A 22,110-nucleotide genomic window follows, 5' to 3' on the forward strand; every position below is an offset into this window, starting at 1 on the left:
GCGATCAACTTTCCGACAAAATGAGAAATGATTTATTTTTATTGCGAGCCACGTGCTACTTTTGATCGACCCATTAAGGAATGTTTAGCATGGACAGCCTCACGCATCACTGGCTCAAGCGATTAACCGAAAGCCGCAAACCGGCTTATCTGGTGATTCCGGATCTGATTGAAGAAGATCTCGCGAGCGGGCGTCTGCGTCCGCGTGACCGTCTGCCGGGTCTGCGCGATCTGGCGGCCGCGCTGCAACTGAACTACACGACCGTCGCGCGCGCCTATGCCGAAGCGCGCAAGCGCGGCCTGCTCGATGCGCGCGCCGGCAGCGGCACCTTCGTGCGCGGCCGGACGCAGACGTTGCCGCTCGCGGGCGGGAGCAGTGTCGAGATGTCGATGAACATGCCGCCCGAGCCGCCCGAACTCGCGGCGCGTCTGCGCGAGTCGGCTGCGAGTCTTTTCGCGCAGGCCGATCCGTACCGCCTGCTGCGCTATCAGGATTTCGGCGGCACGCCCGACGATCGCGCGGCGGGCCGCGCCTGGCTGAAAGAGCGCCTGCCCCATTGCGCAGACGATACCGTGCTCGTCTGCCCGGGCATTCATAGCGCGCTCGTTGCGCTCGTTTCGCAACTCGCGCGCCGCGGCGAGACGATCTGCCTCGACACGCTCGCGTATCCAGGCATCAAGGCTATCGCGTCGCAACTCGGCGTGCGCCTGCAACCGCTGCCGCGCGACGACGAAGGGCCGCTGCCTCATGCATTCGAAGCGCTGTGCAAGAGCGAAAAACCCGGCGCGTTCTATTGCAATCCGACGCTGCAGAATCCGAGCACGCTCACGTTGTCGGGTCAGCGCCGCGAAGCGCTAGCCGATGTCGCGTTGCGCTATAGCGTGCCCATCATCGAAGACGACGCATACGGCTGGCTGCCGGCGAGGAAGCCCGTCGCGCTTGCCGCGCTCGCACCCGAGTTGACCTATCACGTCACCGGCTTTTCGAAGACACTCGGCGCCGGTTTGCGCGTCGCCTACCTGCGCGCGCCGACTGCGCGGCAAACGCAACGCATTGCCGGCGCGTTGCGCGCGACGACGGTGATGCCCAGTCCATTCACGGTGATGCTGGCGACGCAATGGGTCAACGATGGCACGGCGCACGAGATGCTCGACGCGATTCGCGTGGAGGCCAATGCGCGTCAGGCGATCGCCGCGCAGGAATTGGCCGCATTGCGCTACGACGCGCACGTCGACGGCTTTCACCTGTGGCTGCCCATTCCGGCGCAATGCAGCTGGAGTGCACCGGAACTGGCATTGCAACTGCGCAATCAGGGCGTCGGTGTGGTGGCGGGCGCCGCGTTCTCGACGGACGGCAATCCGCCCAACGCCATCCGCGTGTGCCTCGGCGGCCCGCAAGATCGCGACGATTGCCGCGACGCGTTGCAACGCGTCGCGGAGACGCTTAACGATCCGCATCATTTGCATATGCCGATGATGTAGGCGGTCATCACGTTGAGCATTCGGCGCACACGGCACTGCTATGAAATGTTGAGCGTCAGGTATTTCTGCTCGATGCGCTTGTACATGCCGCCCTTCAGCATCGAATCGGTCCCCTGATACACCTCTTCCTGATTCGCGCACGACACAATGGATCGATCCTCGCCGCTTCATGCATCCGAGTCGCCGACGATTCAGTCCTCGTTCGTGCCTGCGCAAAACATAGCGTCTCATGACAAAAACGCGAAGCGCGCGCTAGGTGGAACAGGAACGAGCATGCGACATATCGACTGCAGGTGCTTCAGGTCGGGCGTTGTGTCAGCAAGCATCGATGGGTAGTACAACATTCCGTCGACTTCCATCGCGAAGACGCTTCCATTACTGAGCAGGCTTTTTATGCACCCCTCAGTTAAGCCTAACCGTGCGCGGAATACATCCGGCGAAATTAGCGGACCGCTTGCGGCCATGCTGCGACGCCCCTCATCGGCCTGCTGTCGAATGCGCTCGCGCATGGACCCAGATTCATCGTCTTCGCCCGCCTCGCGGCAGGTGTCTCGGACTATCTGCTCTATGCAGGCAATAACCCCATCGGGTAGCCGCGCAAGCACGCCATACCGCACGTGAACTCCTTTGCTGCAAGCTGGCACACGGCGACAACGCCGTTCCACAGCAACTGTTCACGGCGCAAATGAGGACGAACCTCGCTTCGCCGCGAGTGGCCTAAGTTTGGAGAAAATGTAATGTTGCCGCCACTACGTTGGCCCCGCTCCGAAATTGACTACATGTCACGCTGGAAAAAGCGGCCGCAGTTGTCGGTACAGGGCTCGGTACGACGCTAACCGTTCCAAAAGTATTGAATGTCGCTCATCGTCAGGAACGAATTCCTGCGATAGCGACGGGGTACGGACAACGACCGGAAAATCGCCGTCAGCCGCTAACCAGCCGAGACGCGCGGCTCCGAGCGCCGCGATGCATTGTGAATCGGGCGGCCGGCTTATCCGTACCCCAAACGCGTCAGCAATCAACTGCGTCCAGAGCGCACTGCGTGCGCCTCCACCGATAAGGCTCAGCGAGGTTTCACGGGTGCCGTCCGCACGCAGGGCATCGAGGCCGTCCGACAAAGCAAACGTGACGCCCTCAAGAACCGAATAGGCGAGTGTGGCGCGGTCGGTCGAATCGACAAGTCCGCAAAACACGCCTTGGGCGTACGGGTCATTGTGGGGTGTTCGTTCACCGGAAAGATATGGCAGGAACAATGGCGCTTTTGCGCGGCGGTTCGCGCTGACACTCTCGACCTCACCTAGCAAACATGCTTCGTCAGCCGAAGTGAGGCTGCTTAGCCAACGAACGCAGCTAGCCGCAGACAGCACGACGCTCGTTCGGTGCCACCTGTTCGGAATCGCGTGACAGAGCGCGTGTACCCCTAGATGTGGGCTCGGCCGAAACTGCTCGGTGACAACGGACAGCACTCCGGAGGTGCCGAGAGATAGAAATGCATCCCCCGATGATGCCGCGCCTACGCCCAGCGCACTTGTCGCGGTGTCGCCTCCGCCAGCCGCAACAATAACGTTTGCGGGCAGACCAAGCTCGCTGGCCACACTGCCACGCACGACGCCAGCCGCTCGGCTCCCTTCTTCTATTGGGGGTACCTGCATTTGTGTCATGTCACACGCTTGCAAAAGCTCGTCGGACCACTCGCGACGCCCGACGTCGAGCCAAAGGGTTCCTGACGCATCGGAGGGGTCCGTGAGCTTTATACCGGTCAAGCGCAGGCGCAGATAGTCCTTCGGGAGCAGGACGCACGTCAGCTTTCGGAAGTGCTCGGGCTCGTGTCGTGCGACCCACAATAACTTTGGTGCCGTGAGCCCCGGCATTGCGCAATTTCCGGCGATTTCATGCAGCCTTGGTGCACGGACCGTGAGTTCAGTGCATTCACTGACGCTGCGCATATCGTTCCACAGTATCGCGGGGCGCAGCGGCCGGTCATTGGCACCAAGCAGAACAGCACCGTGCATTTGACCGGAAAGGCCAATGGCCCGTATGCACCCAAACGCATCGGGATAATTCTTGCGCAGCGCCGATAGTGCAACTCGCGTAGCTCGCCACCAATCCTCCGGGTCCTGTTCTGACCATCGGTGCCTCGGCCTCGATATTTCCAGCGGATGGCGAGCGGTTCCAACGACATGACCGTCGTTGGCCAGCAGTAAGACCTTCAGTTCGGTCGTGCCGAGGTCAATGCCAAGAAACATTTGCGAGCTCGAGATAAGTCTTGCCTTTACCTCCTAGAGGTCGAAATTGGTTGGCATTAGGACTACGTCGCGAATGGTCATACCGCGTTGCCGCGTCAGCATGAACATAATGACCTCGGCTACCTCGCTGGCCTCGATAAGGCTCCCCGACTCTTTGGCTTCTTTCAATTTTTCCTCTGGCCAGTCGGCGAGAAGTGCACTAGCGACTGGTCCGGGCGAGACAGAACCGACGCGTATTCCATGTTTGAAAACCTGACGCCGCACCGTCTGCACGAAGCAGTTAATCGCCCATTTGGAGGATGCGTAGACCGGTTCCCACGGCGTCGGGAAGTGAGCTGCGAGCGAACTGGTGACGACAATATCGCCGGCCCGTCGCGCCATCATGTGGGGCAACACGTCGTGGACATTTTTCATCACGACATTAACGTTCAGATTCAGCATCCGGTCAATCGCAGCGGTCTCCGCATCCACCAGATCGCCACCCACATAGGTACCTGCGTTGGCATGCAGGATGTCAATTTGCCCCGCGATGTCCAGCACGCTTGGCACGAGCGTTGAGCAGGCAGTCGAGTCGAGCAAATCCACGACAAGCGGAATCGCCGCGTCGCCGTGTTTCCTGCAGACTACCGTCAAGGCGACTTCATCGCGGTCGACCAGCACGACGCGAGCACCCGCCGCCAACATCGCCTCGGTGCTGGCCAAGCCTATGCCTGACGCAGCCCCAGTGACAACAGCGACCTTGCCTTGCAGTTCTCCGGCCATTTCCTAATCCTCCTGTTGGCGCTCATCGCAGACTTGCTGCGGTAGCAATCTCCCCGGATAACCTGACGCCCGTTGTGTCCGTAGCCGACATTGAACGCGGCTTCATCTTTCCACCTTTGCGCCGCCAAGGGCGCTATCCGCGTTGCGGTCGCAGCCAGTGTGAGTCGACCGTTGCAAAACCACAAACGAGCAACTGCTCATCCAGAGAGCAAATAATCAAGCGCAGAACTAGCTCTGTCAAGGCGATTTCGAGAGGGAAAACCCCGATGACCGACGGGTGAACGATGTTAATTTGTCTGTCGCCGAGACTGCGCTGGCCCCGCAGATGGAGGTGCGCTGCTCTTCAACTGCTCTCCACAGTGAGTCAATCCGCCAAATCTATGTCGTTGAACATGACGTGTCTTGTCATCAGATGATGAGAGGAAAGCTTTCCTGAATCGCGGACTGGACCTTGACCACCGCGGAATCGCGCATCGAGCTAGTCCGCCATGCAAGTACGATCGGGTAAATCAGGAGTTTCACCGGGCACTCGAAAAGCGTCAGCCCGGTCAGTCTGGAAATCGCCAGCGCCGCATGCCTCGGAATGGTCGCGACCGCGCGGGAGCCCTTCAGCAGATGCGGCAGGGAAGCAAAATGTGTTGTTGATGCTATGACGTTACGCCGTCGACCGAGTGCCGACAGCCCCTCATCCACTATCCCTACCACCCCGCCCGAAGAGACGAGAATGTGTCCTCGAGACAAGTATTCATCAAGCGTCAGAGTAGACGCCGCGCGGCGCTTGTCATCCAGGAGACATGCGTAATCTCCTTCGCCTACAACCCGCTGGTTGAGCCCTCGGCCGGACGATGCACCCGCAAACAACGCGAGGTCCATTTCGCGATTTGCCAGCGCGTCGCCGACAATCTGACTATGGGTTTGCCGGAATATGAGCCTCAGTCCAGGCGCGCTCTGCGCCAGGCGTTCAATCAACTGCCGACCCACAGCAATCTCAAAGTCATCGGACAGCCCAATCGAAACTGAGCGGCCGTGAAACGAGGTCGCATCGGGCCAAGCGACAGCGACGGTCTGACGGCACTTGCCAAGCGCTTCGCTCACCAGCGGTTTCAGCTCTTTTGCACGGGATGTCGGCGCAAGCCCCCGTCCAGTGCGTACGAACAGGGTGTCGGAAAACACTTCGCGCAGCCGTCTGAGCGCCGCACTCACTGCAGATTGGGTCAGATTGAGCCGAATTCCAGCGCGGCTTGCTCCCCCTTCCTCGAACAAAGCTTCAAAGACCTTGAAGAGGTTTAGGTCGACAGCATCGATATCAATTTTATTCATATCAGATAGTGGCGATATGCGTTCACACGATTTTACATCCGGGTAAAGATGCAGGCACAAACCTTCCTCAAGGAAACGCCATGTCGAAGTCAAAAGTCGCCGCGCTGCAAATCGGTTCCTCTGCAGCCGGAAAAGCCCGGACCCTGCAGCACATCCTCTCTTTCGAAGAGCAGATTCGCGCCTCCGGCGCCAAGCTCGTGGTCATGCCTGAGGCGTTGTTGGGCGGCTATCCTAAGGGTGAAATTTTCGGCACCCGTCTGGGCTATCGGTTGCCGGAAGGTCGCGACGCTTTCGCGCGGTACTACGACAACGCCATTGACGTGCCGGGCGAGGAGACCCAAGCGCTCGCTGACCTCTCGGCTAAGTGCGGCGCTTCAATCGTCATCGGCGTTATCGAGCGAGAGGGCAACACCCTCTACTGCACGGCGTTGTTCTTCAACCCTGACGACGGGCTGGTGGCAAAACACCGCAAGCTAATGCCGACGGGCACGGAGCGACTCATTTGGGGACAAGGTGACGGGTCGACGTTGCCTGCCGTGAAGACCGAAGCCGGCGTGGCGGGGACGGCAATCTGCTGGGAAAATCACATGCCGCTCCTGCGCACGGCGATGTATGCCAAGGGTGTGCAGGTCTGGTGTGCGCCGACGGTGGACGATCGGGACATCTGGCAGTGCTCGATGCGACATATCGCTCACGAAGGTAGGTGCTTCGTTATCAGCGCATGTCAGGTACAACCTTCGCCAGCACAGCTCGGCATAGAAGTGCCGGATTGGGACGAAAACCGGCCACTCATCAACGGTGGCAGCCTCATCGTGGGATCTTTGGGCGAAGTTCTGGCAGGTCCGCTGCATGGCGAGACAGGATTGGTAGTCGCTGAAATCGATACCGATGAGCTTGTTCGCGCCCGATATGACTTCGACGTTGTGGGCCACTATTCGCGGCCCGACGTGTTTTCGTTGTCCGTCGACGAGCGCGCCAAGCGAACGGTGGAGTTCAAGTCGTAGTCGAAACGTCACGTAAGGCGATTGAGCGCCGCGCTTATGAAGCGCCAGTGCTTATCGTCCAGATGAGCCGCCCGCGCAGCGAAGTCCGGTTAGTTTTGACGAGCACGCGGATTGGTTCCAACGGGCGCCCAAGCGCCTCGTTGACTTACGGGCATGCAACGGACCTGGTCTTTCGCCAACGTAGCCGTTCAGCACGAGGTCCGGCCGGTTCCATCCGAGGTTGTCGAGGGACGACTCACCGAAACTAAGTTCAGTAAGCGAAGACGCCGGCAACTGCTGGCACGCAACGTTAAAGCAGCGCCGCACAGCTTCCTGCTGTCTGCACGATGGGGCACCAGCCGCGTTATTCAAACATTCGGTGCAGGTAGCGGTCCGAACAACTTCTCCATGGCCAGACCAATCGCGAGAAGTTTTTGGTCGCTTCCTACGGGCCCGTCGAGCGCCATACCCACGGGCAGTCCGCCTGATGTCTGACCCGCTGGAAGAGTCAGGCCCGGAATCCCAACGATGCTACCAGGGTCGCAGTTTCGGATAAACGTCGCAAACTCGTCAACTGCGGGCCCTCCATTCACGCTGACTGTTGACGAACCGTGTACGAAGTCGATAGGTACGGCAGGCAGCGGAGTTGTGGGAAAGAAGATTGCGTCTATATTGTTTGCACTAAAGTAGGCGTCAAAGAGGGCCCGCATCTGCGGTCGGTAGACGTTGAGGGCGTCAGGATATTCGGCGGCCGCGCTATCGGAGGTGACAGAAACGAATCCTGCCTTCACATCCGGGTCAGCGACGTTCGCAGCGATGTCCGACAGCGTTATATTGGCTGCGCCGCTATCAGCGAGGTAAGCCGGAATATCAACGGTGGCTTCATGGAAAACCAGTTGAAACCCGACCTTTGCTCCCAAGTCTCTGATAGTTGGTAAATCAACCGACACAAACGTCACACCGGCAGCCTGGAGTTTCGACTTCGCGGTATTCATGACTTGCAAGACCTGGTCGTCAACAACATCCCAATAGGTAGCGGGTATGCCAAAACGCAGCCCGGCAAGCGCGGCCGGAGCAGGAATTGCCGCCCCCGTAATAACCGAATCAAGAAGAGCCACGTCCGCCACGGTGCGTCCCAAGGGACCGACTGTGTCTCTCGTGTGGCTTAGCGGAAGCACACCAGTTCCGTCGTAGCGGCGCTCCGGTCCGCCATTTCCAACCGATGGCCTTAGGCCTGCAATACCGTTAAGGGCCGCGGGGATTCGTACGGAGCCTCCCGTGTCAGTTCCCAGGCCGACTGGTGCCATTCTGGCAGCAATCGCTACGCCGGTACCGCCAGATGAACCACCGACCATGCGATTTGTGTCGTAGGGATTCCTTGCGACGCCAGCAAAAGGCGCGAAGTTTGTGGTTGTAATGCCGAACGCTAGTTCGTGCATATTCGCTTTGCCAATGATGATGGCGCCAGCGCTCAGAAGTGGGCCAAGCACCTTGGCGTCAGCATTTGGCTGAAAGTTCATCATCGCCGGAGTCGCTCCTGTCGTTGGAAGCGTCCGCGTATTGATGTTGTCTTTTACGACGATAGGAAGCCCAGCCAATCGCGGCAACTTCTGCCCTGCAGCCCGAGCCGCGTCGACCGCACGGGCTGCCGAAATTGCCGCGTCGGTATTCAGCGTTATAAAAGCTCTGAGATTGTTCAAAGCCGCGGCCCGGGATAGTAGAGTTCGAACATATGTCTCAGCAGACAGTTGCCCTGAAGCGATGGCCGTCACGGCCTCTGACGCGGTCAATGCGAGTTGTTGGGTCTGACTCATGGATTCAGGAGGGGACAAGTGACTTCCGCCGCAGGCAGAAAGTCCGGCGGATGCGATTGGGGCAACTGCCAACGCACCAACTCCCGATACAAAACGGCGTCGACCCTTAGATTCCGGGGAATTCATACTGTCTCCGATATTATTTAGAACGTTCGCTCAGGGCGCCATGGCACGTTTTAAAATGATAAAAACGACTAGGTGACGAGTCGAACTGAATGTTGAATTCAAATTTGGATAATCGCTAAACCGCTTCTCGAGCAGATGCCGGACAGAGCCAGCCTCCGCCGTTTAATCCATGCACAACGGTATGTCGTCTACGCTTTCGCCGAGCCGCGCTCTAGAACGGGTAAGTTATTGGCTTGTCGAGCACGCTCACCCATTGCGTCTGAGTAAATTCGTGGAAGTTAGCTGGCCCCCCGAATCGACCACCATTGCCGGACGCACCCATTCCCCCGAACGGCACGTGGAACTCGTTGTTCACAGTCTGGTCGTTGACATGCACCATGCCTGCCTTGATACGCGCTGACAGCGCGAGCCCGCGTGCCAGAGAGCTCGTATGCACTGCCGCAGCCAGACCATATGGCGACCCGTTGACCAATTGAACCGCCTCGTCGTCTGTATCGAAGACAGTGATAGGCGCGACCGGACCAAATATTTCCTCCTGGAACGCTGGCATATCAACGGTCACTCCTGTCAGCACAGTCGGCGAATAGAAGAGCTTCGAGAATTCACCACCGACGCGGAGCGTTGCCCCGGCTGCCACGCTCTTGCGCACAATGTCGTCGATTCTGTCGAGTTGTTTTTTGTTGATGAGCGGCCCGAGGTGAACCTGTTCGGTATGCGGGTTGCCGACACGCAGATTTCTGGCGCGCTGAGCCAGCTTGTCCGCATACTCATCGGCGACCGCCCGATGTACGAGATGCCTTCCCGTCTGCATGCAAATCTGCCCCTGGTGAAGGAATGAGCCCCACGCTCCGTTCGAACTGGCAGCATCCAGGTCCGCGTCTTCCAGAATGACAATGGCATTGTTGCCGCCCAACTCAAGTGCAACTTTCTTGAGCATCTCACCGCAAATTCGGCCAATTGAGCGTCCAACGGCCGTAGAACCGGTGAACGAGATCATCCCGACCTGTGGGTGACGCACAAGGGCATCACCTGCTTCGGCAGCTCCTGGGATAACGTGCAGAACGCCCGAGGGCAAGCCAGCGTCCTCAAAGACGCTCGCGAGTAGCAATCCTCCGCTAACCGCGCTTTGCGGGTCCGGTTTCAACACCACGGCGTTGCCAACGGCAAGTGCGGGAGCGACCGAACGCATCGAGAGCAGGATGGGGAAATTCCATGGAGCGATGACACCGACAACGCCAATCGGTACATGACGGCAAATGTTCATGCGACCGGGCATCGCCGACGGGTACAGCGCGCCCTCCGACTGCATGGGCATTGCTGCTGCCGCCAGCAATTGCTCATACGTGGCATGCAGTTCCCACTGCGCTTTGGCCGTTGTGGACCCACACTCTCTAACGTTCCATTCATTAATCTCCGGGGCACGTTTCTTAAGCAACCTTGCCGCCTCGCGCAAGATTGCGGCTCTCTGGTCAAACGGGGTGGATGCCCACGCCTCCTGCGCGGCCGCTGCCGACTTTGCCGCGCGGTCAATGTCCTCCGGGCCGCCCAGTCCTACGTTGGCCAACGTCTCACCGGTTGAGGGTTCGGTTACGGGGTGGACGCCACCGATGGCGTTCGTCCATCCATCGGAAAAGATAAGGCCGGTCCACATGACTTTGGTGTCGATGCTGCTCATAACTACCTCTTTCAGAAGCGGGTTCAGATTCTGGGTGAGTACTGTCAGTCAGCCGCAGCCACGGCAATTTTTGCGTTCTCTGCCGACGGCTTTCTCGTCCGCGAAGTCAGCGTTATTGCGATGGCCGCGATAACACCAGGAACCGCGAACACCATGAAGTTGAAGGTAATGGGAAGATTCATGCTGACAAGGTAACCGCCTAAAGCGGGACCGGCGACGGCGCCAAATCGACCTGCCGCGGCAGCCCAGCCGACACCGGTTGACCGGACACTCGCCGGATAGAACTGGGCGGCGAACGCGTGCACGATGCACAAGGTCCCGATAGTCGTTGCGCCGGCTAGCATCAGAAGAACATCTAAGATAAAAGCGTTCTGCTTGTAGCCGAGGAGGCCGATTGACACTGTGGCAACCGCGAAGAACAGGATGAGCGTGCCTTTGCCACCCCACCTATCCGCCAGCCAGCCGCTCGCAAGTCCCCCTAAGACAGCGCCCGCGTTCAGCGTGATGAGGAAGGTGAGACTGGAGCCGAGTGAATATCCATTCGCCGTCATCAGTTTGGGAAGCCAGGTGTTCAGGCCATAGACCATCAGCATGCACATCCCGAAGGCAACCCAAATCAGCAGCGTGTCTGCTGCTCGACCGTCCTTGAAGATTTGTACAATTCGGGATTGCGTCGACTTTACCGATGTCGTCGACATCGTTGACGCGAGCGACTCGGCGCCACCCCGATAGCTCGGGGCGAGTTTGCGTAAGACGCGGTCAGCCTCGACGAAGCGGCGATTTGCGAGAAGAAATGCAATCGACTCTGGCAGCCAGCGGAACAGAATCGGGAGCGTGAGCAGGGGCAAACCTGCGATCAGAAAGTTGGCTCGCCAACCGAAAGTGGGGGTGATGACTTTTCCCATCACCGCGGCGATGACCCCGCCTACCGAAAAGAAACTTAACATCACGGTCACCATGATGTTGCGCTTTGCCTTCGGTGACATTTCAGTCACGAGGGCTACGATGTTCGGCACCATGCCGCCCAGACCAACCCCGGTAAAGAAACGGCAAATGACAAACTGCGTGGAATTCTCACAGAAGCCGTTTCCGAACGCGGCAAGTCCGAAGACAACCAGGCACGCGAGAATCACGCGGCGACGTCCAATTCTGTCCGATGAGCTGCCCAGCGACAGAGCGCCTACCATCATCCCAAACAGGGCGCTGCTACCAATGATGCCTGCCGTCACCGCCGGAAGCTTCCATTCGACCATCAGTTGCGGAAGGACCGAGCCATAAATGACCAGGTCGTAACCGTCGAATAGCATCAGCATCGAGCACCAGAACATAATCATCAGGTGAAACGAGTTGACGCGCGTCCCATCGACGACGTCGTCGATAATGTTGGTGCTCATGTTTGTCTCCAATTTAGATAAACGAAGCCGCTCTTATGTCGGTTAATAATTAGCAATACTTACAGATAGCAGCAATGTTGCCCAAGACGAACAGCGCTCTATTCCTCAGTTAAACCGAGAATCGCTTGATTTCCTGGTCTCGCCAGACGATGCCCGCACCCGGCAACTCGCCGAAGTACGCTTTGCCGTCTTTAAACTTCAGTGTCGGTTCAAGGATTGGGCCTGCAAGGTCCATTCGTTCCAGCCAGTGACACGTCGGACTAACAGCCAGAAGATGAGCGCTAAATTCCTGAAAGATGTGACTCGACATCGGCAGCCCATGCTGCTCCGCAAGGGCGCTTGCACGGAGCCAACCGGTAACGCCGCCAATTTTCATCAAGTCAGGCATGCACAGGTCGCAGGCCCCGGCGCTAAGCGCGAGACTCATTTCGTCAGGCCCGAACCAGTTCTCGCCCATCTGCACCGGGACATTCAATGCGTCGCGCACTTTTGCGTGTCCTTGGTAATCCTGCTGCAATGTCGGCTCCTCCACCCATGCCACGCCTTCCTGCTCTAGTACCTGACCTCGGCGGATGGCTTCTGGAACCGTCAGACCCTGGTTGTAGTCGACCATGATTTGGACGTTGTCGCCGACGACCTCCCGGATGCTACGGACGACCTTGATGTCGTCCTGAAGAGTCGGATAGCCGATTTTTGTCTTGATAGCGGCGAAGCCGGCTTCGGCAGCGCCCTTAGCACGATGCGTCGCGAGTTCTACGCCGTCCATGCTGTGGCTGTCGTACGCGAGCAATGGCCGGGCAACGCCGCCGAGGAGCTCGACAAGCGGAAGTCCGTGTACTTTGGCCTTCGCATCCCATAGCGCCATATCAATGCCGGCCGTCGCCATCCGAACGAGGCCCGTATTTCCAAGCAACCTGAATTTCGACTGCAGCAGCTGGTCGATATGGCGGGGCGCCAACGGGTGGCCTACGATGACTGCCGCCAGCTCATCAACCGTCTGTTGCACTGGCTTTAAGGCTAGAGGCGTATATGTGAAAAGGTAGGCATGCCCCGTCACACCCCTATCCGTCTGCAGGTCGAGCAGGACGAGCGGAGAGCTAGCCACCGTACCAACAGCCGTCTTAACCGGGTATTCCAAAGGAACGTTCACCGCGCGGGTGCGCAGACCAACGATTTTCGTGTCGCTCATCACTTCTCCATCACATCGGGTTCGTACCTCGGTGCGTCGACCCGCGAAAATTCCTGTGAGTTACCAGTCCAGACATAGTCCTTGGAAAGCTTCGAAACGGAAGGGCAACCGATTTGGGCGAGCGTCCTTTCAATCTCGTCCTTCATGATTTCCAGCACCGCGTCTACTCCTCGCGCTCCATCCGCAGCGAGTCCGTACAGGGTTGCGCGGCCGAGGAGCACGGCGCTCGCTCCTTTCGCGAGCGCCTTTACGACGTCAGAGCCTCTTCGAATTCCGCTGTCGAGGAGAACGGGAGCACGAAGGCGAGCGGCGGTCGGTTCGAGTGCTTCCAGTGGCGCGATGGCGCTATCAAGCTGGCGTCCGCCGTGGTTCGAGAGAATAACCCCGTCCGCACCGAGCGCTATGCATCGCTCGGCATCGTCCGGGCGGCTAATCCCCTTGATGAGGAGTTTGTGCGGCCAGAGGCTCCGCAGCCACGACAGGTCGTCCCAGGAAAAGCTCGCGTCCATCTGACGGCTCATCAATGCTGCCTGCAGTTCAGTGTCCTGCACGTCATCGCTGGCAAAGTTCGCGAGTTGCGGCACACCCTTGCGTACGAGGTCAAATGACCAGCGGGGATGAAGAGCGCCATCGAGAATCGTTTTGGGGCTGTAGCTCATCGGCAGCCCGAAACCGTTCCTGATATCGCGCTCACGCTTCCCATTCACGCCAACGTCGGTAGTCAGAATCAGCGTGGTGTATCCAGCGTTCAAAGCGCGCTTGACTAGCAACTCAGCCAGCTTCCGGTGCACGACGTAGAGCTGAAACCAGAGCTCGCCTCCAGATGCCTTTGCTACGGCCTCGAGTGAGGCTGTGGATGCGGTCGACAACGCAAAGGGAATTCCAAACTTTTCCGCTGCGCGAGCCAGCACGAGGTCGCCCTCTGGCCAGAGAATGCCGTTCAGCCCAGTTGGGGCTATGACAAGCGGCGCGCGCAACGGCTTGCCGAAGAGCGTTGTCTCAATGCTTCGCTTGCTCACGTCGACCAGACGGCGCGGCTGGAACCGAACGCTTTCGAAGACCTGCCGGTTGTGCTTCAAACCGAGTTCATCTTCTGCGCCGCCTTCGAGATAATCAAACACCATTCGAGGCAGGCGCCTCTTCGCCAGGAGACGAAAGTCGGCTACGTTCACAGGTTTGCTCATTTCACACTCCTCTGCTTGCTCACGCCGTGCGCGTCTCGACTTCGATAAGCATCGGCTTTTTGCTGGCAAGTGCCTGGCGCAGCGCAGAGGTCAAGGTCGCACTGGAATCCGCATGGAGAGCATCCACGCCGTAGCCGCGAGCGAGAGCGCAGAAGTCGAGGCCCGGCACATCAAGCCCAGGTACGTCTTCGACCTGAAGGACACCGGCGAACCAGCGCAACGCGCCATAAGTGCCATTCTTCATAATGACGAAAATCGCCGGTATATCGTATTGAGCCGCAGTCCAGAGTGCCTGAATGCCGTAGTTGGCAGAACCGTCGCCAATCACACCGATGACCTGGCGCTCCGGCTTCGCCAACTGAATGCCGACAGCGGCGGGAAGCGCGAATCCCAGACCACCTGCCGCAGCGAAGTAGTAGCTCCCCTGCTCGGTCATGCGTAAGCGCTGCCAGAGAATGTTCGTAGTCGACGTCGACTCGTTGACGTAGATAGCCTCACGCGGGGCCATCTCATCGAGAATGTCGAACACGCGCTCCGGCGTGAGCGGACCGGGCGCTTCAGGCGCTGGTTCCGGGCGACGGGTCGCGGCGGGTAGCGGCCGGGAGCTCTGAGAAACCTTCTCGCTGAGCGCGCGAAGCGTCAGTGCCACGTCCGCAATGATTGCATCACCCATCGGCGCGCGGGTCGCTTCGTTGATGTCGCAGGTGATAGCGATAAGGCGGGTGCCGTTCGGCAGGTACTCGCCCGGTTCGTACTGGTGATACCGGAACACTGGCGCGCCGACGACAAGCACGAGATCATGGCCGTCGAGGATACGGCTGATGCTCGCGATACCAGCCGGCAACAATCCACGGAAGAATGCATGCGTAGTGGGAAAAGCACAGCGAGGCGCTGACGGAGCCATCCATACCGGCATCGAAAGTTTCTCGGCAAGCGCGACTGCGAAGGCGTTTGCATTGCTCGCATCAACGTCGGGGCCGACAACCATGGCCGGGTTGCGGGCGCCCTCCAGCGATGCAAGCAAATCCGCCAGCGCTTCTCGGGACGGCAACCCGGCCAGCTCGACGCGCCGCTTCGCCAGATGTTCGACGCCGGGCCCGGCCTCCTGTTTCCAGTCGTCGTATGGCACCGACACATACACCGGGCCCGCAGCCGGCGTAGCGGCCGTATGAATAGCGCGGCTCAACGCGAGCGGGACCTCTTGCGCGCAGCTCGGCTCGCAGCTCCACTTCACTAGCGGACGAGGGAGCGCAGCCGCGTCCACGTTTGCCAGCAGGGCTTCGACGCCGGCCATTGCACGAACCTGTTGCCCGGCCGTTACGACCAGCGGCGTATGCGAATTCCACGCGTTCGCGAGCGCGCCCATTGCGTTACCGGTGCCCGCCGCAGAGTGCAGATTTACGAAAGCCGGGCGGCCTGTCGCTTGCGCGTAACCGTCAGCCATCCCCACAACTGCAGCCTCTTGGAGCCCCAGGATGTAGCGAAAGTCCTTCGGGAAATCTTTGAGAAACGGCAACTCGTTCGAACCCGGGTTACCGAAGAAAGTGGTCAATCCTTGCTCGCGAAGGATTTCGTAGCATGCTTGATGGACGGTGGTCATGAGATTTCTTCCTAGTCAACACTTCGATGCTAGGACCCGGTATAAAATAAATCAAATCATCAATTTTTCGATTCAATAATAGATATTATCTATATAGGCCAATCACCGTGACCACGACCGACCTGAACCTCATTCGCACCTTTGTAGCTATCTACGAGACGGGCAGCGTAAGTGCTGCAGCGAAGCGTCTTAACATCACCCAGCCATCGGTCAGTCATTCGCTGAGCCGGTTGCGGGACCTGTTACAGGACCCCCTTTTCACGCGGACACGTGAAGGAATGGTTCCGACGTTCAACGCAACCCAGCTGTTTCAGGCGTTCAAGCACGCGCTGGATAGCATCGAGACAGCCATATCGGCCACACGCAACTTTGACGCGATGCAGTCAACCCGGTGCTTCCGCCTCGCGTTGTCCGACCTCGGGGAGCTATATTTCCTGCCATTTCTTGTCAAGGAACTGCAGACAAGCGCGCCCTCGGTGGGGCTGGAAATCGTGCAACTCGAGAGCGAGCGGATTACCGAATGGCTGACCACGGGAAGTGTTGATGCTGCCGTCGGAAACCTGCAACTCACGGGCGGGCAGGCAAGAAAACGGACGTTGTTCACAGAGACCTATTCCTGCCTGCTCAGTGCTGCACATCCGGCCATCCGTGAAACGCTGAACCTGCAAGAATATGTGTCTGCGAACCATGCAGTCGTTGCTCCTTTCTCGGGACACCACCTGGTGGAGGACGTGATGACCGAGATGGGACTGTCCCGACGAATCGCGCTTCGCGTGCCACACTTCACAAATATCGTTGCAGTCATCGCGTCGACGGACCTCATCCTGACGCTCCCAACTCGCGTCGCGCGTGCTTTTGCCAGCGACGGAAGGATGCGGACGCTGCCGTTACCGTTTCCGATATCGTCGTTCGATGTCAACCTCTACTGGCAGCCCCACACAGAAGATTCGGCGGCTCAGCAATGGTTCTGCGACACCATTACACGCACGCTCAGCGGAGTTTGACATTCGACAGTCGCCGGCCTCGAACATCGCCTGCTGTACGCATTAATCCCTGAAGCAGGAAAGCGGGTCGCCCGCTCTGACGGCGCATCAGCGTGTACGCGCTTACGCATGAGCGACCCTTGGCGACTATTCAACTGCTTCCTTTCCAGGCCCAGTCTGCTCGCCAAGCGGCGCAAATGTCGTCCTGAGCTCTTCTGGCAGAGACTCCTGCTCGAAGTTGTGCACGCGTGCCGAGGGCTTGCGATTGAATAGCAGGCGCAAAACGTCTGGCCGCGAGTAATGGCCAACCGGGTCGTACGCGGCTTTCGCGACGCCAATCATGCCCAAGTCGATATCTGCGTAGAGCAGCCCTTCCTCGGTCTCGCCTAGCGGCTTGCAAAGCGGCGCGCCATCCGGCCCATAAATCACGGCGAAGCCGCCGCCTTCCGTTAACAGGGGAGCCTTCGCCGGTGTGTCGATGAGCATGTCCAGCATCCCCTTTGATACGGTCGCGCACGGTGCCAGCACGAAGCATTGACCTTCCAGCGCGTACACCTGGCTGGCCGCATTGTTGGCCTGCGCACTGAGCTGGAACGCGGCCCCGCGATAGACAGAGAAACTCGGCCACGCGGCGACGTGAATCTGTTCGTGCTGAGAGAACATCGCGAATTTCGACAACGGCTGAATGTGCTCTGCGCAGCAAAGCGCTCCCAAGCGGCCCAATGACGTTTCGTGCACGGCGAGGTCGCTTCCGTCGCCTTCGCCATACACGGTGCGCTCGGCATGAGTAGGCTTCAGCTTCCTTCGAGTCGCGACAACCTTGCCAGTGTCGTCGATGATTGCCTGCGCGATGTACAGCGTGCCATTAGAGCGCTCAGAGAAGCCCAGCACCACATGAATCTCGTTCCTGGCTGCTGCGAGCCTCAGTCTTTCGAAATGCTCGCTCCCAATCACGAGAGAATTTTCGACGTAGCGCCGAACGAACTGCATGCCCCAGGCCGGCGAGTCGAGCCATATCCACCACGGATAGCCCGGGAGCCATACCTCGGGGAACGCGATGAGTGACGCGCCGGCGGCCGATGCCTCCTCAATCAGTCGAATCGCCTTTGCGACGCCCTTTTCAAGGTCGAGAAATTCGGGCGCGGCCTGCACGACTGCGACCTTAAACTGCGTGGATACATTGCTGGACATGGTCCCTCCGGGAATCACTTTGCTTCAAAGATGAAGTATCTGGCAGCGAAAATCGCCTGCTTTCCATTGCGAATATCAAAAAACTTTCGTCAGTCTAAAATTCAGCCGAAGGTTTTCCTTCGCACCGTTTGTGACGCGGATGTCCTGCCCGACTTCACCCTCGAACTGAACGGTCGGGGTAATGAAATGCCCGGCAGACAGCCGATAGCTGTCCGCTATGCTGCTCCCGCTTTGTTGAACGCCGTCCAGCGTCGACCGGCCGCCTGCGGAGTGAAAATAGCTGACACCCAACGATGTCGCTTTACTGAGGTCGTAGCGTAGGTGAGTCTGGAGGCCCATGGTCGGTCGCTGTTTATACGTCCCACCGACGAAGTCGTTATTCGTACCGTACACGGCAAATTCACCTGTGACGTCCAGAAACAGTGAGCCGAAGAGGTTCTGCGAATAACTCAGGTGGGTGACCTGCACCCAGCGATTGGACCCAAGATTCGCAGCCCCTTTGCTCGCGTCGTAAGTGCCGAGTGGCGCGGAAACGTATAGGCCCAGAGCCAGATAGCGTTTCGTAGCCGGGTTGTTCACGAACCAGATTTCGCTACCAACGAACGGGTCACCGACGCCGCTGGAACTGATGGTGGTACCACCCGAATGAAGTCTCAAGCTGCCAAACGGGATGATGACCTGAGGGGTCACTGTGAAACCGAACAGTGACGTCCAATGAACCCATCGCGCAATGCCGACGTCGGTCGTAAGTCCAAACGGCTGATTCAGCCGATTCCCGTTAACATAATAGTTGTCACGGTTGACATGCTGGTAGTACAGGACGCCGAGGTCGATACCGGTAGGGATAGCCGGGGCATCGCCGGGGCTCGTCTCAATGACCATCGCTGATGCAGCGATAGGCACTGGCAATAATGCAATATAGACAAACGCTATAATTTTTCGACCTGCAATCTTCATCCAAACCTCCGCGTCGTTATGTGTTTGATGGCGGTATCGTAGGTAGGCAAAAAAACCTGCCCTTGACTGGGTCTATCGCGAAACCAGGACAGATATCTCATGTCGAAGCGCTGTCCCGGCAACGTAATATCGGGCTCAAACTCTTCTCAAGTTTTTGTGACCGGCCTATTCTGTTTACTTGGCGGCGTAACAGGAAAAGGGGGCACCGTTGTGAAGACGTATTGCATCACTGGCGAAGACTCGGCGTCTGCCAAGATTGAGGAATGGCTGCACCTTCTGGGGGAGCTATTCGTCAGGCTGGAATACGTGCCGACCGATGTAAGTGCCGACAAGGAACTAGCCGCCCAAATCGAAAGTCGTACGTTTTCCGACCTATATCTGCACCAGGTAGCGTCGACGAGACAGTCGCTGATGCGAACACCTCAACGCGCGAAAGACAGCGAGGGAGAATTCTTTCTGGTTGCCATGCAGGTCAGCGGCGTTGGTGAGGTTAAGCAAGATGGGCGACGCGCAGCTTTGGCCCCCGGAGATTTTGTCATCTACGACACGACGAGGGCGTACAACCTGGACTTCAGTGCGAAATTCCAGCAATTGGTGGTGAGCGTGCCGCGCGAGCATCTAAAAACTCACGTGCCGGGCGCGGAAAACCTGACCGCCTGCAAGATTTCCGGTCAGCGCCCCGTAGCGCGACTACTCTCAACTATGGTCAGTGGACTTCCTCTTGCTATCGACGATTCCCTCCCCGATACCCACACCCTTGTCTCAAAGGCCGTGCTGGACCTCATTGTCGCCAATCTCCGCAGCCTCCCTGAGTTCTCGGAGCCGAGCAGCACGAAATTGAAGCGTTATAACGAGAAGCGAATTAAGTCCTACGTCAGAGAGAATCTTGCCGATTCAGGATTGACTGTCGCGAAGATTGCCGAAGCCCTTGATATGTCGGTCAGCTCGCTCTATCGCGCATTTGAGGGGCAAGCCGCATCTGTCGCCGAGATGATTTGGCAAGAGCGGTTGACGGCGGCCCGAACGGCGCTGCAAGACCGGTCGTGCGCGGGAAAGAGCATCAAGGAAATTGCGTTTGATTGGGGCTTCTCGGACCCCGCACATTTCAGTCGAGCCTTCCGTCAGCACTTTGGGACCACGCCGCGAGAGTTTCGAACGGCAGCCCTTCTAGGATAGACCTGCCATTGACCGGTTGAATGGAGAAACTGCGGCGGCGAAGCGCGACGGGATACCCTCCCGACGCGGGAACAATCGATGCCTTCAGCCGGCGCGACATCGAAGAGCTGCTGTTCGAGCGCAGAGTGACGGTCCACTGCGAGACGATTCGCCGCTGGTGCGAGAAGTTCGACACGGGCTTTGCCCTTCGGGTGAAAGCGGTGCGTCGCAAGCCGGGTAGCACGTGGCACCTCGACAAGATATTCGTCACCCTGCGTGGCGAACCGTACCTGCTTTGGCGTGCAGTCGACGAGCACGGCGTCGAACTCGACATCTTGCTGCAGAAGCGGCGCGACAAGGTCGCCGCTAAACGTTTCTTCAAGCGTGTGCTGCGCTCCAACCTGGTGCCACACAAGATTGTCACCGATCAATTGCGCAGCTATCCGGCGGCGAAAGTCGACATCCTGGAGCTGGTCAACGTGAAGCATGTGTTCGTCAAGGCTGCGGCCCGTGTCAACAACCGAGCAGAGAGTAGCCATCAGCCCACACGGGAGCGCGAGCGGCGCATGCTAGGCTTTCTCGCGACCCGAAGCGCACACAGACCTTCCTGTCGAGCTTCGGTCCGATTCGGTAACACTTCGCGCTGAAACGACATCTGCTGCGCTCCTCTCTCTATTGCAAACATCTTGTCGCTCGGTTCGTTCCTTGGCACAAATTCACCGAAGTCACCCAATTTCCGTCTACCGCCTTCTGAGTCTTTGTCGATTCAGACCGCAACTGCACCCCAGGAGCTTAAGGTGACAATGCCGTACTTGTCGAAGTCAGAAAGTCTCCCAATCCGCATTCGCTGTATCAGTTGCAGTGGCGGTCGGTCTCCGCGCGACGGTGGCCAGAGCGACCCTTGGCTTTGCGGCCACCGCTTGACGCCTAGAGGAAATCCTAGGTGCGTGCACGCGCGTTTTGTCTTGCGGAACCACCAAGCGTGCCGCAGATTGCCCAGTATCAGCAACCTTGAACGCGGAAACGGCTTCCTTAAGCCTGGTTGCCTGTTCTTCAAGCGATTGCGCCGCCGCTGCAGCCTGCTCGACCAGCGCCGCGTTCTGCTGCGTGACTTCATCCATCTGCCCGACCGCCTGGTTCACCTGCTCAATGCCACGGCTCTGTTCTTCAGAAGCCGCCGCGATCTCGCCGACAATATCGGAAACCTGTTTGATTGCCTGTTTTACCTGTCCCATGGTGGCGCTGACTTCCGCGGCCTGCTTCGCGCCGTCCTGAATCGTTGTCACGGACGAACTGATCAGTTCCTTGATTTCCTTCGCAGCAGTGGCGGACCGCTGGGCCAGACTGCGAACCTCACTGGCGACCACAGCAAAGCCCCGCCCCTGCTCGCCGGCACGTGCAGCTTCAACCGCCGCGTTCAGTGCCAGGATGTTTGTCTGGAACGCGATGCCTTCAATGACACCGGTGATTTCGGAAATCTTGCTTGAACTACTGCTGATCTGACCGATTGTCCCGACCATAGCCTGAACAGAGTCGTTACCTGCATCAGCCATGTCTGTGGCACTGGTGGCCAGTGCGTTCGCCTGACGGGCATTGTCAGCGTTCTGCTTCACCGTTTCGGTCAACTGCGTCATGCTGGCTGCGGTCTCCTCCAGAGACGCAGCTTGTTCTTCTGTGCGAGCAGAAAGATCAAGGTTTCCGGCTGCTATTTCGCGCGTGGAGGTGGTAACCGAATCAGTCGTTAAACGCACGACAGACACTGTCTCTGCTACGCGACGCATCAACGTGTCGAACGCGACGGCTGCGCGCCCGAATTCGTCCATACGCGGACTCGACGACCGCTTTGACAAGTCAAGAGTTGTCGTAATTTCCTCAAATTTTCTACCCATGCGGTGCAGCCCACCGCATACGACGTGATAAAGATGGAGGCCACAGTAGATCGCGACGGCGCACCCCATTGACGCAACTGCAATCAGACTCGTCAGCGACGAGCGGTATAACGAAGCAGCGTTCGCATCGAGGCGCCATAGTCCGACTATCCCCACCAGCG

General features: G+C 58.5%; 15 protein-coding genes and 2 pseudogenes. 5 read left to right on the top strand and 12 right to left on the bottom strand.

The genetic code is table 11. From position 1 onward, the window contains the following. Positions 1-89: 89 nt before the first annotated feature. Positions 90-1,481: an aminotransferase-like domain-containing protein gene (locus DLM46_RS24235; protein ID WP_115104669.1), complete on the top strand. Its 1,392-nt coding sequence runs from the start codon at positions 90-92 to the stop codon at positions 1,479-1,481. 782 nt (positions 1,482-2,263) lie between these two features. Here DLM46_RS24235 and xylB read toward each other — a convergent pair. From xylB to DLM46_RS24255, 3 genes are all read right to left on the bottom strand, one after another. Next, positions 2,264-3,727 (bottom strand): xylulokinase, encoded by a 1,464-nt coding sequence (gene xylB, locus DLM46_RS24245; protein WP_115104675.1) that lies wholly within the window; start codon positions 3,725-3,727, stop codon positions 2,264-2,266. A 33-nt stretch (positions 3,728-3,760) separates the two neighbouring features. Beyond that, the gene (locus tag DLM46_RS24250; protein WP_115104677.1) at positions 3,761-4,489 is read right to left on the bottom strand and encodes an SDR family oxidoreductase; all 729 of its coding nucleotides are present in this window, start codon (positions 4,487-4,489) and stop codon (positions 3,761-3,763) included. Positions 4,490-4,897: 408 nt separating this feature from the next. Continuing rightward, the gene (locus tag DLM46_RS24255) at positions 4,898-5,809 is read right to left on the bottom strand and encodes a LysR family transcriptional regulator (protein WP_115104679.1); all 912 of its coding nucleotides are present in this window, start codon (positions 5,807-5,809) and stop codon (positions 4,898-4,900) included. Between the two features lie 80 nt (positions 5,810-5,889). Between DLM46_RS24255 and DLM46_RS24260 the strand changes: the two genes are divergently transcribed. Beyond that, positions 5,890-6,813 (top strand): carbon-nitrogen hydrolase family protein, encoded by a 924-nt coding sequence (locus tag DLM46_RS24260; protein ID WP_115104682.1) that lies wholly within the window; start codon positions 5,890-5,892, stop codon positions 6,811-6,813. A 347-nt stretch (positions 6,814-7,160) separates the two neighbouring features. On the opposite strand, the gene iaaH is transcribed toward DLM46_RS24260, so the two are convergent. The 6 genes from iaaH to mdlC form a co-directional block, all read right to left on the bottom strand. After that, complete coding sequence (gene iaaH / locus DLM46_RS24265) at positions 7,161-8,606, bottom strand: indoleacetamide hydrolase (RefSeq protein ID WP_115104684.1); 1,446 nt, start codon at positions 8,604-8,606, stop codon at positions 7,161-7,163. A 337-nt stretch (positions 8,607-8,943) separates the two neighbouring features. Next, positions 8,944-10,407 (bottom strand): benzaldehyde dehydrogenase, encoded by a 1,464-nt coding sequence (locus tag DLM46_RS24270; RefSeq protein ID WP_115104687.1) that lies wholly within the window; start codon positions 10,405-10,407, stop codon positions 8,944-8,946. Between the two features lie 44 nt (positions 10,408-10,451). Beyond that, the gene (locus DLM46_RS24275; protein WP_115104689.1) at positions 10,452-11,801 is read right to left on the bottom strand and encodes an MFS transporter; all 1,350 of its coding nucleotides are present in this window, start codon (positions 11,799-11,801) and stop codon (positions 10,452-10,454) included. A gap of 109 nt (positions 11,802-11,910) precedes the next feature. Further along, positions 11,911-12,990: an enolase C-terminal domain-like protein gene (locus tag DLM46_RS24280; protein WP_115104691.1), complete on the bottom strand. Its 1,080-nt coding sequence runs from the start codon at positions 12,988-12,990 to the stop codon at positions 11,911-11,913. Beyond that, complete coding sequence (locus DLM46_RS24285) at positions 12,990-14,174, bottom strand: alpha-hydroxy-acid oxidizing protein (RefSeq protein WP_115104693.1); 1,185 nt, start codon at positions 14,172-14,174, stop codon at positions 12,990-12,992. Before DLM46_RS24285 ends, DLM46_RS24280 begins: the two co-directional genes overlap by 1 nt. A gap of 19 nt (positions 14,175-14,193) precedes the next feature. Further along, the gene (gene mdlC, locus DLM46_RS24290) at positions 14,194-15,774 is read right to left on the bottom strand and encodes a benzoylformate decarboxylase (protein ID WP_115104696.1); all 1,581 of its coding nucleotides are present in this window, start codon (positions 15,772-15,774) and stop codon (positions 14,194-14,196) included. A 107-nt stretch (positions 15,775-15,881) separates the two neighbouring features. Between mdlC and DLM46_RS24295 the strand changes: the two genes are divergently transcribed. Next, positions 15,882-16,778 carry a LysR family transcriptional regulator gene (locus tag DLM46_RS24295; RefSeq protein WP_115104698.1) on the top strand — a complete coding sequence of 299 codons (897 nt, stop codon included), beginning with the start codon at positions 15,882-15,884 and terminating at the stop codon, positions 16,776-16,778. Positions 16,779-16,904: 126 nt separating this feature from the next. Here the strand turns inward: DLM46_RS24295 and DLM46_RS24300 are convergent, their stop codons facing one another. After that, positions 16,905-17,948, bottom strand: a complete 1,044-nt coding sequence (locus tag DLM46_RS24300) for a carbon-nitrogen hydrolase family protein (protein WP_115104700.1) — start codon at positions 17,946-17,948, stop codon at positions 16,905-16,907. 75 nt (positions 17,949-18,023) lie between these two features. Then, positions 18,024-18,905 (bottom strand): transporter, encoded by an 882-nt coding sequence (locus tag DLM46_RS24305; protein ID WP_115104702.1) that lies wholly within the window; start codon positions 18,903-18,905, stop codon positions 18,024-18,026. A 99-nt stretch (positions 18,906-19,004) separates the two neighbouring features. On the opposite strand from DLM46_RS24305, the gene DLM46_RS24310 reads away from it, so the two are divergent. Beyond that, complete coding sequence (locus DLM46_RS24310) at positions 19,005-20,081, top strand: AraC-like ligand-binding domain-containing protein (protein ID WP_115104705.1); 1,077 nt, start codon at positions 19,005-19,007, stop codon at positions 20,079-20,081. 86 nt (positions 20,082-20,167) lie between these two features. Continuing rightward, positions 20,168-20,814 (top strand): annotated as a pseudogene (locus DLM46_RS24315) (IS6 family transposase); the annotation flags it as partial. A gap of 67 nt (positions 20,815-20,881) precedes the next feature. On the opposite strand, the pseudogene DLM46_RS24320 reads toward DLM46_RS24315, so the two are convergent. Continuing rightward, a pseudogene (locus tag DLM46_RS24320) lies at positions 20,882-21,877 on the bottom strand (methyl-accepting chemotaxis protein); the annotation flags it as partial. Positions 21,878-22,110: the final 233 nt, after the last annotated feature.

The sequence above is a fragment of the Paraburkholderia lacunae genome, from assembly GCF_003353175.1.
GTDB classification, from domain to species: Bacteria; Pseudomonadota; Gammaproteobacteria; order Burkholderiales; family Burkholderiaceae; genus Paraburkholderia; species Paraburkholderia lacunae.